13 protein-coding genes are annotated in these 16,082 nt (G+C 60.8%); 5 read left to right on the top strand and 8 right to left on the bottom strand.

Annotated elements, in window-relative coordinates; all coding sequences use genetic code 11:
• Nucleotides 1-7: 7 nt before the first annotated feature.
• Nucleotides 8-1,630, bottom strand: coding sequence for an acyl-CoA synthetase (locus tag AC3WWR_RS05435; protein ID WP_168757648.1), 1,623 nt, complete (start codon nucleotides 1,628-1,630; stop codon nucleotides 8-10).
• Nucleotides 1,631-1,859: 229 nt separating this feature from the next.
• Here AC3WWR_RS05435 and AC3WWR_RS05430 point away from each other — a divergent pair, with 229 nt between their 5' ends.
• Both AC3WWR_RS05430 and AC3WWR_RS05425 read left to right on the top strand, forming a co-directional pair.
• Nucleotides 1,860-4,130, top strand: a complete 2,271-nt coding sequence (locus tag AC3WWR_RS05430) for a PAS domain-containing sensor histidine kinase (RefSeq protein ID WP_492598543.1) — start codon at nucleotides 1,860-1,862, stop codon at nucleotides 4,128-4,130.
• A gap of 10 nt (nucleotides 4,131-4,140) precedes the next feature.
• Nucleotides 4,141-4,776, top strand: a complete 636-nt coding sequence (locus AC3WWR_RS05425; protein ID WP_020800475.1) for a response regulator transcription factor — start codon at nucleotides 4,141-4,143, stop codon at nucleotides 4,774-4,776.
• Between the two features lie 36 nt (nucleotides 4,777-4,812).
• On the opposite strand, the gene AC3WWR_RS05420 is transcribed toward AC3WWR_RS05425, so the two are convergent.
• Genes AC3WWR_RS05420 through AC3WWR_RS05405 form a run of 4 tightly spaced genes read right to left on the bottom strand, consistent with a single transcriptional unit; the run spans nucleotide 4,813 to nucleotide 9,512 of the window.
• Entirely contained in the window at nucleotides 4,813-6,534 is a 1,722-nt protein-coding gene (locus AC3WWR_RS05420; RefSeq protein ID WP_225441894.1) for an FAD-dependent oxidoreductase, read from the bottom strand.
• Between the two features lie 59 nt (nucleotides 6,535-6,593).
• Nucleotides 6,594-6,914, bottom strand: coding sequence for an NIPSNAP family protein (locus AC3WWR_RS05415; RefSeq protein ID WP_033044888.1), 321 nt, complete (start codon nucleotides 6,912-6,914; stop codon nucleotides 6,594-6,596).
• Entirely contained in the window at nucleotides 6,883-8,661 is a 1,779-nt protein-coding gene (locus tag AC3WWR_RS05410) for an FAD-dependent oxidoreductase (RefSeq protein WP_454866532.1), read from the bottom strand. The genes AC3WWR_RS05415 and AC3WWR_RS05410 overlap by 32 nt, the downstream gene beginning before the upstream one ends.
• A gap of 32 nt (nucleotides 8,662-8,693) precedes the next feature.
• Nucleotides 8,694-9,512, bottom strand: a complete 819-nt coding sequence (locus AC3WWR_RS05405) for a shikimate dehydrogenase family protein (RefSeq protein ID WP_020800479.1) — start codon at nucleotides 9,510-9,512, stop codon at nucleotides 8,694-8,696.
• Between the two features lie 145 nt (nucleotides 9,513-9,657).
• On the opposite strand from AC3WWR_RS05405, the gene AC3WWR_RS05400 reads away from it, so the two are divergent.
• Both AC3WWR_RS05400 and AC3WWR_RS05395 read left to right on the top strand, forming a co-directional pair.
• Complete coding sequence (locus AC3WWR_RS05400) at nucleotides 9,658-10,431, top strand: IclR family transcriptional regulator domain-containing protein (protein ID WP_020800480.1); 774 nt, start codon at nucleotides 9,658-9,660, stop codon at nucleotides 10,429-10,431.
• Between the two features lie 231 nt (nucleotides 10,432-10,662).
• Complete coding sequence (locus AC3WWR_RS05395) at nucleotides 10,663-11,973, top strand: DUF1214 domain-containing protein (RefSeq protein WP_225441895.1); 1,311 nt, start codon at nucleotides 10,663-10,665, stop codon at nucleotides 11,971-11,973.
• A 195-nt stretch (nucleotides 11,974-12,168) separates the two neighbouring features.
• Here the strand turns inward: AC3WWR_RS05395 and AC3WWR_RS05390 are convergent, their stop codons facing one another.
• Nucleotides 12,169-12,624, bottom strand: a complete 456-nt coding sequence (locus tag AC3WWR_RS05390; RefSeq protein ID WP_033044892.1) for a GNAT family N-acetyltransferase — start codon at nucleotides 12,622-12,624, stop codon at nucleotides 12,169-12,171.
• Nucleotides 12,625-12,736: 112 nt separating this feature from the next.
• Complete coding sequence (locus tag AC3WWR_RS05385; protein WP_033044893.1) at nucleotides 12,737-13,738, bottom strand: zinc-dependent alcohol dehydrogenase family protein; 1,002 nt, start codon at nucleotides 13,736-13,738, stop codon at nucleotides 12,737-12,739.
• A gap of 109 nt (nucleotides 13,739-13,847) precedes the next feature.
• On the opposite strand from AC3WWR_RS05385, the gene AC3WWR_RS05380 reads away from it, so the two are divergent.
• Nucleotides 13,848-14,729, top strand: coding sequence for a LysR family transcriptional regulator (locus AC3WWR_RS05380; protein ID WP_033044895.1), 882 nt, complete (start codon nucleotides 13,848-13,850; stop codon nucleotides 14,727-14,729).
• 284 nt (nucleotides 14,730-15,013) lie between these two features.
• On the opposite strand, the gene AC3WWR_RS05375 is transcribed toward AC3WWR_RS05380, so the two are convergent.
• Entirely contained in the window at nucleotides 15,014-16,027 is a 1,014-nt protein-coding gene (locus tag AC3WWR_RS05375) for a cation:proton antiporter (RefSeq protein ID WP_020800485.1), read from the bottom strand.
• Nucleotides 16,028-16,082 lie beyond the last annotated feature (55 nt).

Below are 16,082 nucleotides of genomic sequence, written 5' to 3'. Positions count from 1 at the left end.
GAAGGGATTAGAGCGCCTTGGCCCGGTCGCGCAGCACGTATTTCTGGATCTTGCCAGTGGACGTCTTGGGCAAGAGCGTGAAGATCACGGTGCGCGGGACCTTGAACCCGGCCAGATGCTCACGGCAGAAAGCGATGATGTCAGCCTCTCGAACGTCCTGGTGATCCGCCTTCAAGGTGATGAAGGCGCAGGGCGTTTCGCCCCATTTCTCATCGGGACGGGCGACCACGGCGGCTTCCATCACAGCGGGATGGCGATAGAGCACGCCTTCGAGCTCAATGGTGGAGATGTTCTCGCCACCGGAGATGATGATGTCCTTGAGTCGGTCCTTGATTTCGACGTACCCGTCGGGATGCCAGACCGCCAGGTCACCGGTGTGGAACCAGCCACCTTCGAACGCTTCGGCAGTGGCGGTCGGGTTCTTCAGGTAGCCCTTCATCACCGTGTTGCCGCGCAGGAAAATCTCACCGATCGTCTGGCCATCGCGCGGGGTTGGCTCCAGCGTTGTGCAGTCGCCGACCATCACGCCTTCCAGTGTCGGGAAGCGCACACCCTGTCGCGACTTGATTTGCGCCCGCTGCTCCAGGGGTAACTCATCCCATTCGGCGTGCCAGGCGCAGACCGTCACCGGGCCATAGGTTTCGGTCAGGCCAAATACGTGCGTGACCTTGATGCCCATCTCTTCGACGGCACCGATCACTTTGGCCGGTGGCGCAGCGCCCGCGACCAAGGCATTGACCGGGTGATCGATGGCCGCTTTCGCCGACTCCGGCATATTGACCAATGCATTGAGCACGATCGGCGCACCGCACAGGTGAGTGACCTGATGCTCGCGGATCAACGTGAGGATTCTCTGCGGGTCGACCCGGCGCAGGAACACGTGCACGCCTGCCAGGGCCGTGATGGTCCACGGGTAGCACCAGCCGTTGCAATGGAACATCGGCAACGTCCAGAGGTACACCGGATGATTGCCGATGGCCCAGGTCATCTGGTTGCCCAGAGCACTCAGGTAAGCGCCGCGATGGTGGTAGACCACCCCCTTGGGATTGCCGGTGGTGCCTGACGTGTAGTTCAGCGAAATGGCCTGCCACTCGTCGAGCGGCCATTTCCAGTCAAACGCCGGGTCGCCTTCGGCCAACAGCGCTTCGTAGTCCAGGTCGCTCGCGGCCTGGCCTTCGCCGTATTCCGGGTCATTGACGTCGATCACCAGGGGTGGGTGATCGAGCATGCCAAGCGCCGCCTTGATCACGTCATGGAACTCGCGGTCGGTGATCAGCACTTTGGCTTCGCCATGCTGGAGCATGAATGCGATCGCTTCGGCATCCAGCCGGACGTTGAGCGGGTTGAGCACGGCACCGATCATCGGCACGCCGAAATGCACTTCCAGCATCTCGGGAATGTTGGGCAGCATCACCGCCACCGTGTCGTCCTTGCCGATGCCTCGACCGGCCAGCGCCGAGGCCAGGCGGCGGCAACGGGTGTAGGTCTGGGCCCAGGTACGGCGAATCGAACCGTGGATAACGGCGGGGTGGTTCGGGTAGGTACTGGCGGTGCGCTCGATGAAACTGAGCGGCGAGAGGGCAATGTGATTGACAGCCGAAGGGCCCAGGCCCTGGTCATAGATAGACATGTACGGATACTCGTTGGCTGATTGTTAGCTCTATGGCTGACCTGGCGGCGTAGTCGCCGAGGTCACCTTCTAAGTCCGGATGACGTTATATAATATTTTGTCCGTTATATGGAAGTACAACCTAAGCACTATAGTATATGTACTATATGTGATTCTTCTGATTCTGAGTCGACGCCACCGACCTTCCAAGTTGGTATAGGCTTGGTTTTCCTGACAAAGTGGGCGCGTAATGACCCTGACTCCCGTTCGTTTGCACAGTTGGTTGCGCCTGCAGCGCGAGAGTGTGTCCCTGGCCGCCCGGGCTGATGCGTTGTGTCTGGCGCTGCAGGACTGTCCCGAAGTACAGCGGGCGGTGTACCTGAGTTGGCAGCCCCCTTCGCGAATCTATCGCCATGAGGGCACCGCCCAGCATTTTCCACCGGGACTTGGCGACCCTGCGCTGGCCAGCGACCAGGTGCTCTTCGATCTTCTGGCAGACACAGGGCGCCTGGCCCTGGCTGAAGTGCGTCAACTCGATTGCTGGTTGTCCGGCCGGTTGCGCCGGGCCGCGATCAGCCATGGCCAGGTGTTCGATCTGGCCTTGACGCCCGGGCAGCCGGGCTTGTTGCTGGTGCAAGTGTGCGAGGGCGTGAGTCTCGATTGGCTGGGCTGGGTCCGGGATTTGCTGACGACGCTGCTGAACAGTGTCAACGGCATGCTGCGCGGTTCGCCTCTGCTGGGTCTCGACCCGCAACCGAGCCTGTTGCTCGACGCGCAAGGTCGACCGCTGGAGTTCAACGCGGCACTGATAGCGCTGCTCGCCGAAAAACCGCTGGGCGATGTGCTGGGCTTTTTACCGGTCAATCACCGGGAGCTGGTGCGTGCCTGCCTGACCCAGCAACGGGCTGTCGAAGGCGTCGAGGCTCAGTTTGAGGCACAGGTCCTGATCTGGACGTTTATCCCCGACCCCCAGGAAAACCGGGTGCTCGCCCGTTGCCGCGACGCCACGGCGCAGGTGCTGGCAGAGCGTGAAGCGGCCACTGCACGACGGCTTTACCGGCTGATCATCGAAAACACCACCGACCTGATTTCCCGCCACACACCGGATGGGCGTGTGATCGATGCGTCACCGGCCTCCTGGACCTTGCTCGGCTATTGGCCCGAAGCACTGCGCGGGCAAATGGCCCAGGGCCTGTTCCATGGCCAGGACCTGGCCGGCCTCGTGCAGCGTGCACGCGATGCGCTGGAGCAGGATGGTTATCACACCATGACGTACCGCATCCGCCATCGCGACGGCCATTACCTGTGGTTCGAAACGGCCAGCCGGGCAATCCGGGAAACCTACACCGGCGCGGTGGTTGAAATCGTCTGCGTGTCCCGGGACGTTACGGCCCGCGTGCAGGCCGAGGAGAACAAGCGACGCCTGGCCGAAGTGGTCGAGGCCAACATCGATCCGGTGTTGTTCATCGCTCCCGGGGGCCTGGTCACTTACCTCAATCCAGCCGCACGCCGCATCCTCGGGATTGATGAGCAACAACCCATGCCGGCCCTGGCTACGTTGTTCGCCAGCGCAGACCTTGCGCGCCTGCAGCGCGACGGTTGGCACAGCGCCGAGCGCGACGGTGTATGGAGCACCGATGCGCGCCTGCAACCACCGGACGGCGGCACATCGGTGCCGGTGTCGCTGGTGTTGCTGGCGCACCGTTCCGCCAGCGGCGAGCGCTATTACTCGTTGGTCGCGCGTGACATGACCGAGCGCGAACTGCGCGAAGCGCAACAGCGGCGTCATCAGGACGAACTGGCGCACACCGCACGCCTGGTCACCCTGGGTGAACTGGCGTCGGGAATCGCCCACGAAATCAACCAGCCGCTGGCGGCCGTGGTCAATTATGCGAACGCGAGCCTGCGCTACCTGCAGACACTGGACTCCAATCCTCAAGCGGCAGCAAGAGTGACCCAGGGCCTGGAGCGCATTACCCATCACGCCACCCACGCCTCCGAAGTGATTCGGCGGCTACGCGCCTTTTTACGCAAGGGACAACGTCGCATGCAGGCGCTGAACCTGACTGACGTGGCCCGCGAAGCTGTGCGTTTATGTGCCTGGGAGGCGAGCAATTGCCAAGTGACAATCGAGGATCGACTGCCGGATAATCTGCCGCCCGTTTATGCCGACCGCGTGTTGCTGGAACAGGTGCTGCTCAACCTGTTGCGTAACGCCATCGATGCCAACCGTGAGCAACATCCCGGGCAGCCTTCGGTGATCGTGATGACCGTGGGGCAGGGCAGTGGCACGTGCGTGGAGATCCATGTGCAAGATCAGGGGCCGGGCGTCAGCGAACCGCAACTTCAGCAGATCTTTACCCCCTTCTACACCAGCAAGGCCGATGGCCTGGGGCTCGGTCTGTCCATGAGCCGCAGCATCATCGAAGGTTTCGGTGGCGAATTGAATGCCTGGCGCCAGCCTGTCGGGCTGCTGATGTGTTGCCGCTTGCCGCTGGCCGGCCTAACAAAACAACAATAGGAATCAGGTAATGGCAGGTGTAACGGAGCAGGTGGTATACGTGGTTGATGATGACCAGGGCATGCTCGAGTCGACGGTCTGGCTCCTGGAGTCGGTCGGGCTCAAGGCCCTGCCGTTCACCAGTGGTGTCGCATTCCTCGACGCCTGCGATGCGAGCCTCGACGCCTGCGTGCTGCTGGATGTGCGCATGCCCGGTATGGGCGGCTTGAACGTGCAGGAAGAAATGCGCGTGCGCCAACTGAACCTGCCGATCATCTTTGTCAGCGGGCACGCGGATGTGCCGATCGTGGTGCGCGCGTTCAAGGCCGGCGCCCATGACTTTATCGAGAAGCCTTACAACGAACAGCTGTTGCTGGACAGCGTGCAACAGGCACTCAGCAACTGTGCCACCCACCGTTCGGGTAACCAGGGCCACGAAGCCTTGCAGGCGCGCTTGCTGACCTTGACCCCGCGCGAGCGCGATATCCTGTTGCCGCTGGTGCAGGGTTACACCACCCGCGAAATCGCCGAGCAACTGGGCGTGAGTGCAAAAACCGTCGACCTGTATCGCGCGCGCGTCATGAAACGCATGCAGGCCAATACGTTGCCGGACTTGGTGGGCATGGCCATCGCGGCGCAGATGGTCGATCCGCTGAAGTTGCGTTGAGCCCTCGCCCTGGCCGGCATCTGCTTGATGTTGCACTCATTGACCCGCCGCTGAGCCTGCCAGTGTTCTTCCTGCAATGTAGCCGAACGTCATGCCCGGCCCGAGGGTAATGCCGCCGCTGGGGTAACGGCCGTTCATGATGCTGTTCATGTCATTGCCCACGGCGAACAGTCCTGGAATCGGCGCTTGATTGTCGTCCAGCACCCGGGCACAGGCGTCGGTGTGCAGCCCGGCGAAGGTGCCGAGGCTGCCAGGCACCAGCTTCACGGCGTAGAAGGGGGCTTGGCGCAGGCTGCCAAGGGACGGGTTGGGACCGTGGAGGATTTCCCCCTGGTTTTTGTTGTACAGCGACTCACCGCGACGAAACTGCGGATCGCAGCCTTTCTCGGCAAACTGATTGAACGTATCGACCGTGGCCTGCAGTTGCTGCGCATCGATCCCACACTGGCGTGCCAGTCCTGCCAGGGTCGAGTCCTTGAACAGGTAGCCCATGCGCACATAGGACGCTGTCGGGAAGGGAAAGGGCCTGGACCAGCCCAGGCCATAGCGCCGCTGGGCGCGATGGTCGCAAATCAACCAGGACACCGGGGTTTCTCCCGGTCCGCAGGCATCGAACAGTGCGCACATGTAGTCATGGTAGGAGTCTGCTTCGTTGACGAAGCGTCGACCATCCCGGCGCACGGCGAGAAAACCCGGTTTCGCCCGATCCATCAAATGGGGAAAGCCACTGAAGCCGCCGTCTTCGCGCGGCACGCGAGACACCGGTGCCCACGCAGCGGCCTGCGCCAGGTCGCAGGCGACGCGAGCGCCGACGCTTTCAGCCAGGCGCAAGCCATCGCCGGTATTGCCCTTGGGCGCAGCGCTCAAGTGTGCGCTGCCATCAGGGGCGTGGGCGAACTGCTGGGCAATACGTTGCCGGTCGTGGGGGAAGCCGCCGCAGGCCATCACCACACCCCGTCGTGCACGAATCTCGAGCAGGCCAGCGCCGCGGTCGATACGCGCGCCGACCACACGTTGGTCCTCGCGCAGCAGCTCACCTACCTGTGTATCGGTCAGCAGGCGGACGTTGCGATCCAGGGCGCTTTTCAACAGCCGGGCGACCAGGGCATTGCCGTTCACCAGGTGCATGCCCCGGCCGTGGCACATCAGGTCCCGGGCATGGCGCAACAGGCGTTTGCCGACATACAGCAGTGAGCTTGCCGAGCGGGTCGCATTGAGGAAGTGGTTGAGATCGGCGCCGCCGGCAATGCCCATTCCGGCGAGGCTGATGAGGTCCAGCGGGCGCCGAAGCTTGTCGATCCACGGACCCAGTCGACGACCATCGAATGGCAGGGCGCAGAGCGAGCGGCCGCCTCGGGCATAACCTTCGCTGGCATGAAAGTCAGGCATCTTGCTGCCGGAGAAAAATTGCACTTCGGTATGGCGCTGAAAAAACTCGACCATCTTCGGGCCCTGCTCGAGGAACATCTCCATGCGCGGGTCGAGCACATCGCTGTGCAGCTCGTTGCGCAAATAGATTCGCGCCTGTTCGAGCTCCTCCACGACGCCTTCGGCGACTGCCAACGGGTTGCGTGGGACCCACAGCCAGCCGCCCGACCAGGCACTCGTGCCGCCGAGCACCGGCTCTTTTTCCACCACGATGACGTCGAGGCCGAGCTCGGCACAGGTGACGGCAGTCGCCAGGCCCGAGGCGCCGGAACCGATGACCAGGACATCACAGATAAGGTCGTCGACATTCATCGACGGCAAGACGCTCATGGCGACCTCCATATTTGGGCTTTTCACTGTAGGAGCATGCTCGCTCCTACAGGGGACGGTTATTGCAACGGTGAAAAGTCGGTCGGGCGCAGCAGGCGCGACTCCAGCGTCACCACGGCGTCGAGCGCCTTGTTCTGCCTGGCGAAGTCCTGCCAGCGCGGATCGGCGGCCATGGCGTTGCGGCGGTTCATGCGATCGTCGAGGCTGGTATAGGCCCAGATGTGCACCACCTGGTTGACATCGCCGATTTCGGTGGTGAAGAAACCGACCAGGTTGCCCAGGTGCTCTTGTTGCACGGCCAGTGCCGCGGTTTTGTACAGGGCCAGCCAGTCGCCAAGGCGGGTCGGTTTAATCGTGTAGGTGCGCAGTTCGTAGTACATGCGGAGCTCCAGTTTGGGCGTGTGGGTGTGTGTTGTGCTCAAGACGGGCGGCGATATCACTGGCGGCGAGGTAGCCGAAGGTGATGCCCGGGCCGAGGGTGATGCCGGGGCCTGGGTAGGTGCCGTCCATGATCGAATTCATTTCATTGCCGGCGGCGTACAGGCCGGGGATCGGTGCACCGCTGCGGTCGAGCACGTTGGCCTGGCCGTTGGTGACCAGTCCGCGGGCAGAGCCGAGGTCGCCGGTAAACAGGCGAATGGCGTAGAACGGCGCCTTGTGCAACGGCTTCAGGCACGGGTTGGGTCCATGGAGCGGGTCACCCATGTAGCGGTTGTAGGCGCTGCTGCCTTTGCCGAACTGCCGGTCGACGCCAAGCACTGCATCGGCGTTGAACTGCGTCAGGGTCTGCTCCAGGGCCGTGGCATCGATGCCCGCGATAAGGGCCAGTTCGGCGAGGCTGTCTGCGCGCAGCAGGTAACCGGCTTCGATCAATGCGCTGTTGTCGACCGGCCGCGGACGGGCCAGGCCCATGCCGTATCGGTTCAAGGCTTCGCTGTCACAGATCAGCCAGCAGGGCGCATTCGCGCCGCCGTTGGCGAACATGCCTTGGACGAAGCAGTGATAGGAGTCCGACTCGTTGACGAAACGTCGTCCGGCGCGGTTGACCGCGATCACACCGGGTTTGGCCCGATCGGTCACCAGGTGCGGAAAACGCTCGAGGCTGCCGTCGGCCTTGCGCAGGACCGAAACCGGCGCCCAGAAGAAGTTTGCCGACAGGTTGTCGCCAATCGCTGCGTTGACCGCAGCGGCCAGTCGTTGTCCGTCCCCCACATTGGCCGCCGGGGACATGCTCCAGTGTTCCGAGTCGGTCGCTGGCCGCTGCGCCGCGGCTTGGGCGCCGGCGGCAAATCCGCCCATGGCCAATACCACACCGCCCTTGGCCAATACCTTGCGGGTTTGTCCGCGCCAGGTGATCTGCACGCCGTCTACGCGTCCCTGTTCGATCAGCAACGCGTCGGGCGTCGCCTCGAGCCACAAGTCGACGCCATTGGCGAAGGCGGTGGTCGCCAGCCGGGCGATCAAGGCATTGCCCACGGTCAGGCGCGTACCGCGTGGATGGCTGAGGCGATCGATAGCATATCGGCCCATCAGTTTCAGGCAGTGCCAGAGCGATTGCGGCGAGCGCTTGAAGCTGAGGAAGTGCTGGATGTCGACACGATTGACCATCATGCCGCCGAACAGCAGCATGCCGTCCGGTGGCCGCTTCAAGTCTTTGAAGTGCTCACCGAGCTTGCGCCCGTCGTACTCGTCGATTTCCAGGGCGCGACCGGTTTGCGTGCCACCGGGCAAGTCCGGGTAATAGTCGGGCGACAGTGGCCGCAGGCTGTATTTGAGTTCGCTGTGGGCCTGCAGAAAACTCAAGGCTTCGCGGCCATTGTCGATGAAGGCGTCGATCAGCGCCGGGTTGTAGCCAGCCCCGATCACCTCCTTGAGGTAGCGGCGCATTTCGTCGGCGCCCAGGTGATACCCGGCGGCCCGGGCCTGATCAGTGTCGTGCAGCCAGATCGCGCCACCGGAGATCGCCGAGGTGCCGCCAAAGGTTTCGGTCTTTTCGACCAGCAAGACCTGGAGGCCGCGGCAACTGGCGGTCACCGCCGCGGCGAAACCGGCGGCGCCGCTGCCCAGGACAATCACGTCGTAGACCCGGTCGGCACCGGCAGGGAGCTGGGTAGTCGTCATGTTCATCGTCTATCGCCTGTTAAGGACACGGCCGCAGATCAGATCTGCAGCGGTGTTACGCCCATGAAGTGGCCGAGGTTGCCCAGTTGCGCCAGGGCCATTTGCGGGCCGGTCTGGATCGCACAGCCACGCCCTTGGGCGAAGACGAGAAACGGCGTCAGCGCTGGCGAAGTCACGACATCGGCAACCAGCGTCGACGCTTGCAAGCTTTGCATCAGGCCTTGCGGCAATGGCAGCGGACCTTCCTCGCTGGTGGCGCCCATGCCGACCGGCGAGGCGTTGACCACCAGATCGAACTGCTCAAGCGAGGTGGGATTGGCGCTGATCACTGTCTCGGGAAACGTGTCGCGCAACAGTTCGCCGAGCATCTCGACGCGCTCCGCGCTCAAGTCGCTGATGACCAGATGACGGATCCCGGCCTGGCACAGTGAATAAGCAATCGCACTGCCGACACCGCCGGTGCCGATCACCAGCGCCTGTTTGTCTTGCGGATTGAAACCCTGCTGGCGCGCCGCACTGAGAAAACCTTCGCCGTCGACGATATCGCCCACCAGCCGGCCGTCGGCCTCGCGCCGGATCACGTTGACCGAACCCAGCGCCGCCGAGCGCGCACTGACACTGTCCAGGCGGCCGGCCAGTAGCTGTTTGTAGGGGACGGTGACCACGCAGCCGCGCAGGTTCTGCCAGCCACGCAAGGTCTCGACGAAGTTCTGCAGGGCGCTCGGCGCAAGGTCGATGGCCAGCATGGCAACGTTTTGCCGGTGTCCAGCGAACCAGTGGTTGAAGTTTTCCGGCGATTTGACCTGTGTCACAGGCGAGCCGACGATGGCGACCAGTTCAGTCGAACCCTGGATCATTTGATGTACCCGCTTATTGGCTGTGTTGTGGGGCCGATAGTGCGAGTGGGGAGGGGAGCGGACAATCAGGCTGCCAGGCGTTTAAGTTGATAATCGCATCAGCAGTGCGATAATCGCATTACTTGCCTGAATTAGAGTCGTCGCGATGAAGCAGCCCACCATCCATCAACGGGACCTGATCGTCGGCCTGCAAAAGGGCCTGGCGTTGTTGCAACTGTTTTCCCAGGAACATCCGCGCCTGAGCGTGCCGGAGGTGGCGCGCATGGCCGACATGACGCAGAGCGCTGCCCGGCGTTTTTTGCTGACGCTGGTGCATGACGACTTCGCGCAGACCGATGGTCGTTTCTACTGGCTGACCGCCAAGACCCTGCGCATTGGCCAGGCCTATGTCGATTCGGCCGTGCTGCCGCGCATGCTGCGGCCGATCGTCGAACAGGTGGCGCGTACCACCCAGGAGCATGTGTCGGTGGGCATTCGCGACGGGGATGACATCGTGCATGTGGTGCGCAGCCGCTACAGCCACATCACCTCGATGTCGATCCGGCCTGGCTCACGGGTGCCCATGTATTGCACCGGCAGTGGCCGGCTCTGGCTGGCGAGCTTGTCTGGCGAAGCGCTGGACGGGTATTTCGCACGCAACCCGCCCCAGGCGATTACCCCCTACACGCTCACCGATGAAAAACAGATCCGCGCCGAAATCGCCTTGGCGGCGCAGCGTGGCTACGTCCTGGTGGATCAGGAATACGAAGTGGGCATGCGGGTGCTGAGCGTGCCATTGATTGATCGCGAAGGGCAGTTGCAGGCCACCTTGACGCTCACCACCCATGCATCGCGAATGACCGTGGAGCAAATGCGCGAACGTTATTTGTCTGCATTGTATGAGGGTCAGGCGTTGCTGCGGCCGATCATGACGTTGTAGGGCGATGGTGTTGCCTGTGGGGAGGGTTGCGATTGATCCGACTTGGTCGGTTGATAAGGGCAGCTATCGGCCAACAGCAGCCATTAGGGTTGTCCAAACCACCCCAAAAGAGGGGGCAAACGTAAGTCGGATACTGGCATAACAGGATATGACCATGGCGGTCATTTTCCACTGCATTCGACGGAGATTTCCATGCCCTCGCGTTTACCTTTCATACTTCGCGCGACCGCCGTGAGCTGGCTGGTGACGGCCTGTTTACAGACACCGATCACACTTGCGCAAACCGACTCCACATCTCAAACGCCTGTTATCACTGACCAGGATATCAGCGATGCGTATATCTACCTGTACAGCCGCTTGCTGGTGGCTCGTCAGCAACAGTTGGACTTCAAGGATGGTATGCAGTGGAACACCTTGAGCCATCACAAACCCGGCGCGGTGGATTGGCCCAATCCCAATGTGGATGTGGCTTATTCCGAGACCTGGGTAGCAATAGATGAGCATAGTTGTACGCTGGTTACGGTGCCGAAGATCAATGGCCGTTACTACACAGTGCAGTTTCTTAACGGCTGGGGCGAGACGCTGGCGAACATCAACGAGCGTATGTACCCCAAACATCCGAACGGCGAGTTCGCGGCCTGTTTGCAAGGCGCCAAGGTCAATCTGCCTGCCAAAACCCAGCGGGTCGACCTCCCGACGCGTACCGCGCGGGTGCTGACTCGCGTCGAGTTGGGCAGCGACTGGAGCGAGGCCGAACGCCTGCAGCTCGAATTCAAGATGCGCTCGACCGGCTCTCCGCGACCGCCAGAGATTGCGCAGACCCTGATGTTTCAGGGGCAGCAATTGCCAGGCGTGGAGGTTTTCGATTCAGCCACCGTCGCGTTGCAAGAGCCTGATCTGAATCCTGGGATGGAGCCGTTGCAAGTCAAAGTCCGCGCCATCGCCGCGGCTGTCGCCGATCCTGATGAGCGGGCACGCATCGACAAGTCGATCCACTCCCATACCTTCGCCGACCTCGCCAAGGCTTCGCCATTAATGGGCCACGGCACTGTCAAGAATGGTTGGGGCCGCCCCTCTACCTCCGGCACCTATGGCAGTGACTACCTGACCCGTACCTTGGTGAACTATGGTGGAATTTGGGCCAACACCCAGAAGGAAGTGGTCTACTACCGGGGCTGGCTGGACGAGAACAGCAAACCGCTGGAGAGCACGCAGAGCTATTCGGTGACTTTCCCCGCCGACCAACTGCCAGCATCGATGGTGAATTACTACTGGTCGATCACTGCCACGGATTCCAAGAATTTCCGCGTTCTTCCCAATCCGCAGAACCGCTTTGCGATCAATAGCCACTCGCCGCTGACGTACAACAAGGACGGTTCCCTGACCCTGCACTTCGCTCCCACAAAACCGCAAGACGTCGCAGATGGAAACTGGCTGCCCACCTCTCCGGGCCAGAACTATCGTTTGATCTTCCGTTTCTACGGGGCTAAGGGTGAGGTGATTCATGGCGAATACTTCCCACCGGCAATCAAGCATTCCTGATCTGTGCCAACGCGGCCGTTGACTGCAATCGATTGCTGCGTGTGCTTTGGGCAGCAATCGACCCAATGTAGTCATTGGCAAATGTCTGCAATGGGTCGTTTTGAGCCGGTCACGACAGGCGGAAAACGGTCAACTGCTGCCCATCGTGAGAGGCAGTAGTTGACCCGAAGCGGCCATCTGAATACGACAATAAAGCTACTGAGCCAATGTCTTCGACATGATGATCGTACGCTCGGACTCGTGAAATACGTCTCGGACTTTTTTAAAGCAAAGCGAAGCATAAAAGCCTTCAGCAGTGATGGAAGAGGGAATGCGCAGCTCGTTGATTCCTCCGGCTATGGCGATTGATTGAATTCTTGTCATCAGCTGACGTCCGATGCCCCTTCCTTGATAGGCAGGTTCGACAAACACACTTCGCACAACGTCCTGTTCAAGACTGGCCGTTGCAACGACATGATTTCCGAATGTTGCTACGAACACCTGACGTTGCATCAACAAACGAAGGATCGCCTGTGGTGAAAAGCTTTGCTCCACTTGATTGATAACTTCGGATGAATAGTCCTGAGCATTAGACCCTCGCAGGGTGCCAATGATGACCCGACTGATAGCTGGGGCATCCGCATCCATTGCATTGCGAATTAGGTAATCCATTTAAAATTTTCCTTCCATGTGATTACTCGAGCGTAATGAGATGCAGCCTTGTCCGCTCCATGAAGGGCCGCAACTGGCCGTTTGTACTGAATGAGCTTGAGAACACCTAGATCTATTCATTCACCAACTGGATTACCGTCTTGCCCTTGCCGCGACCTTCCGCGACCTGGCGAAACGCTTCGTTGACGTCTGGCAGCTCAAAGTGCCGTTGATCCACGCGGATAGTCAGTTGACCAGCGTTGGCCAGCGCGGCGGCCTCGCGAAGGATAGCGCCGTGGTGTTCGCGCCCCTTGCCGGTGAGCAATGGCGCTAGGGTGAATACGCCGGAATAGGTTGCACTTTTAAACGACAGCGGTGCCAGGCTGTGCTGCCCCCAACCCAGGCAGCTCAGCACGTGCCCGGTATAAGGCTTCACGGCCTTGAATGACGCATCCAACGTGCTGCCGCCTACGGTGTCGTAGACGATGTCGAAACCTTCACCAGCCGTATAATGCTCGACATAGTCCTCTACGCTCTGTGCCTGATAGTCGATGGCCGTAGCCCCCAGCGAGCGAATGAAGTCGAGACTCGCCGCCGAACCGGTGGCGTAGACATCGGCACCGCGAGCCTTGGCCAGTTGCACAGCCACTTGGCCGACCCCACCCGCGCCGCCATGAATCAGCACACGCTGACCGGCACGGACATTGGCACGATCTACCAAACCTTCCCATGCGGTAATGAATACCAAAGGCAATGCAGCTGCCTCACGCATGTCGAGAGTGTGCGGCTTTGGCGCGATGAGCCGGACATCCACGGCAATGTATTCGGCCATAGTACCCTGAGCACCGCCGATCCCGCCGGGCATACCGAAGACTTCCTGGCCTTGGGTGAAACTCTCAACCGCCTCGCCCAGTTCGATGACCGTGCCGGCGAGATCAAGGCCGAGCACTGCCGGCAGCGCCTGGCGGGCGTGAGCCCCTGCGCCGGCGGCGATCTTGGTATCGAGAGGGTTTACCCCTGCGGCGTGAACCCTGACCAGCACCTGTCCCTTGCCGGGAACGGGGCGATCGATTTGGCGGACAGCCAGAGGGGCCTGGGCGGACTCGGCGATAGCGGCGAGCATGAAGTGATTCATGGCGGGGAACCTTTGATTGAGTGGACGCTTACAGATTGCCGCGCTTTCATCATTCCGATAAGAAACTAAATTTGCATATAACTTATTCCACAAAGAGGTCTAATCGCAGATGGACTTGTTCGACAGCATGCACATCTTTGTACGCGTCGTGGAGCGCGGGTCGTTTTCTGCGGTTGCTCGCGAGCTGAACATGGGGCAGCCGGCAGTGAGCAAGCAGGTTCGCGCTTTGGAGCAGTATCTGGGCGGGCCATTGTTCGCCCGCAGCACCCGGTACCTGGCCCTGACCGACCAAGGGCAACGCTTCTACAGCCACTGCCAGGAAATTCTCGGCCACCTCGAAGCCGCCACGCGCAGCTTTACCAGCGGTCAGGAGCAGATCGCCGGCCCTCTGCGAGTCGCCGCACCGGTCAGCTATGGGAGGTTGTGCATAGCACCGCTGATAGGGCCTTTCTTGCAACGCCATCCAGAGGTCCGGATTGATCTGCGCCTGAGCGATCACAACGAAGACCTGCTCAAGGAAAATATAGACCTGGCTATCCGGATTGGCGTGGTGAAGAGCGAGGGATTGGTGGCAGTGCCACTGGGTACCAGCACGCGGCGGGTCTATGCCGCGCCCACCTATCTGGATCGACACGGCCTGCCGTGCGAGCCCCATGAACTGACAGGCCACAACTGCATCGGTTTCACATTGCTGGAGCATTACGACAGTTGGCACTTCACTAACGGTGCGAAAGAGCTCGATGTGGCCATCAAAGGCAACGTCACCAGCAACAGCAGCGAGGCCATTCGCGAAATGGTCCTCTGCGGCGTGGGTATTTCCCTTTCTCCAGAATGGCTCTTCGCAGCTGACGTCGAACAGGGCAGCGTTCGTATCGTGCTCGACGATTATCAGACCACCGCGCTTCCTGTCAGCGCTGTGCTCAGTCGGGAGCGGCGACGTTCAGCGCGGACGATGGCCTTCATCGATTTTCTCCGCGAGCGCTTAATGTAAAACCGCCTCGTCATCCACCGTCCGCTCTTGGTGGTCGCAGTTCGACCCAAAGCGGCCGGAGACAGGCCGCAAGATTCAGTCCGTAGAGGGCAGCATCAAACGCAGGCTGATAGTCACGAATGTTGAAAGAATCGTTCGGGTCGGCATGGGCCAAGGCAAGGAGAAAGGTTGTCGTCGATGATTTTCTCGCGGGTGATGAGCGTGAGAGTCGGGTCGATCGCAGGGTGATGCAGCAGAAAACGCAGCGGCCAGTGCAGTTCGAGATTACTGAACAAACACGGTCATCAATGATCACGACTGGCCAGCCGTGCAACCCATGGATTGGCACTCAGACCATGTAATAGCACACTGAGTAAAACGGTACAGACAGCAGTAGCCACCAAGGTACGACTTGCTTGCAGGGGGTAGGCCAATATCATGACGGCGAAGACAATACTGGCCAGGCCTCGCGGGCCGAACCAACCGATGAAGAGGCGAGTTTCGAAATCGAAGCGGGTTCCGACCAGGCTGATCAGCACGGGCAGTATGCGAATCATGGTCAGGCTGAGCACCGAGTAAAGCCAGATGTTCAGGGTGAGACTGCTCCAGGCCCAAGGGATCACCAGTGCGCCAAATACGACCCAGGTAATGACCGATAACAGACTGGCGAACTCTTCGCTGGCCTTGAGCATCTGGTGCTTTTGCTCGGTAAACAGAAAACTTGCAAGCAACCCACCGACGAACGCGGCGATAAACCCGCTACCGCCTAGTGTTTGCGCTGTGGCAAAGCACAGGATGGCGAGCCCGGGCAGGGTCAACTGTGACCACACTGGCGTTTGCCACTGGTGTTTTACGGAGTAGCGCTGCAACCGCCAGGCGATGAGCGTCAGGGTAATACCGATGAGTGCACCGATGCCCAGTTCCTCGATCACTAACTCTAATGCCAGTGAGATAGGGGACCGTGTCTGTTCTTCGACCAGCAATGCCAAAAACATAAGCAACACTGGAACGCAGATTCCATCATTCAACCCGCTCTCAACGTTTAACCCTTCACGCACGGACGCTGGAACCTGAGGGTTGCTCACAACCGCCTTACCGAGCGCAGCATCGGTGGGCGCCAGAAGGGTTGCCAGTATTGCCAGTTCCAACGGTGGGACCTGTGGGAACAGCCAGACGCCGACTAGCCAACCACCCGCTATGGTCAGCGGTAGCCCTATCATCAACAAGCGCAGTGGAAGCCCTTCATTGGCCCGAAGGACCTTCAGATCAGCGTTGGCCGCATCGCTGAACAGAACAATCGCCAGCGTCAGCTCAGCCAAGAACTTAGGCCCTCCCTGTCAATCCGGAGTTGCAGAACGCCCAGGAATGCCGGGC

The sequence above is a fragment of the Pseudomonas sp. EB271-G4-1 genome (genome assembly GCF_058791355.1).
This window is presented reverse-complemented; position numbering and strand designations above follow the sequence as displayed.

Bases quoted from the DNA above. Each gene is read 5' to 3' on its own strand.
- AC3WWR_RS05415 (WP_033044888.1), bottom strand. From the start codon at position 6,914: ATGTACTACGAACTGCGCACCTACACGATTAAACCGACCCGCCTTGGC.
- AC3WWR_RS05410 (WP_454866532.1), bottom strand. From the start codon at position 8,661: ATGAACATGACGACTACCCAGCTCCCTGCCGGTGCCGACCGGGTCTAC.
- AC3WWR_RS05405 (WP_020800479.1), bottom strand. From the start codon at position 9,512: ATGATCCAGGGTTCGACTGAACTGGTCGCCATCGTCGGCTCGCCTGTG.
- AC3WWR_RS05435 (WP_168757648.1), bottom strand. From the start codon at position 1,630: ATGTCTATCTATGACCAGGGCCTGGGCCCTTCGGCTGTCAATCACATT.
- AC3WWR_RS05430 (WP_492598543.1), top strand. From the start codon at position 1,860: ATGACCCTGACTCCCGTTCGTTTGCACAGTTGGTTGCGCCTGCAGCGC.
- AC3WWR_RS05390 (WP_033044892.1), bottom strand. From the start codon at position 12,624: ATGGATTACCTAATTCGCAATGCAATGGATGCGGATGCCCCAGCTATC.
- AC3WWR_RS05380 (WP_033044895.1), top strand. From the start codon at position 13,848: ATGGACTTGTTCGACAGCATGCACATCTTTGTACGCGTCGTGGAGCGC.
- AC3WWR_RS05400 (WP_020800480.1), top strand. From the start codon at position 9,658: ATGAAGCAGCCCACCATCCATCAACGGGACCTGATCGTCGGCCTGCAA.
- AC3WWR_RS05425 (WP_020800475.1), top strand. From the start codon at position 4,141: ATGGCAGGTGTAACGGAGCAGGTGGTATACGTGGTTGATGATGACCAG.
- AC3WWR_RS05385 (WP_033044893.1), bottom strand. From the start codon at position 13,738: ATGAATCACTTCATGCTCGCCGCTATCGCCGAGTCCGCCCAGGCCCCT.
- AC3WWR_RS05420 (WP_225441894.1), bottom strand. From the start codon at position 6,534: ATGAGCGTCTTGCCGTCGATGAATGTCGACGACCTTATCTGTGATGTC.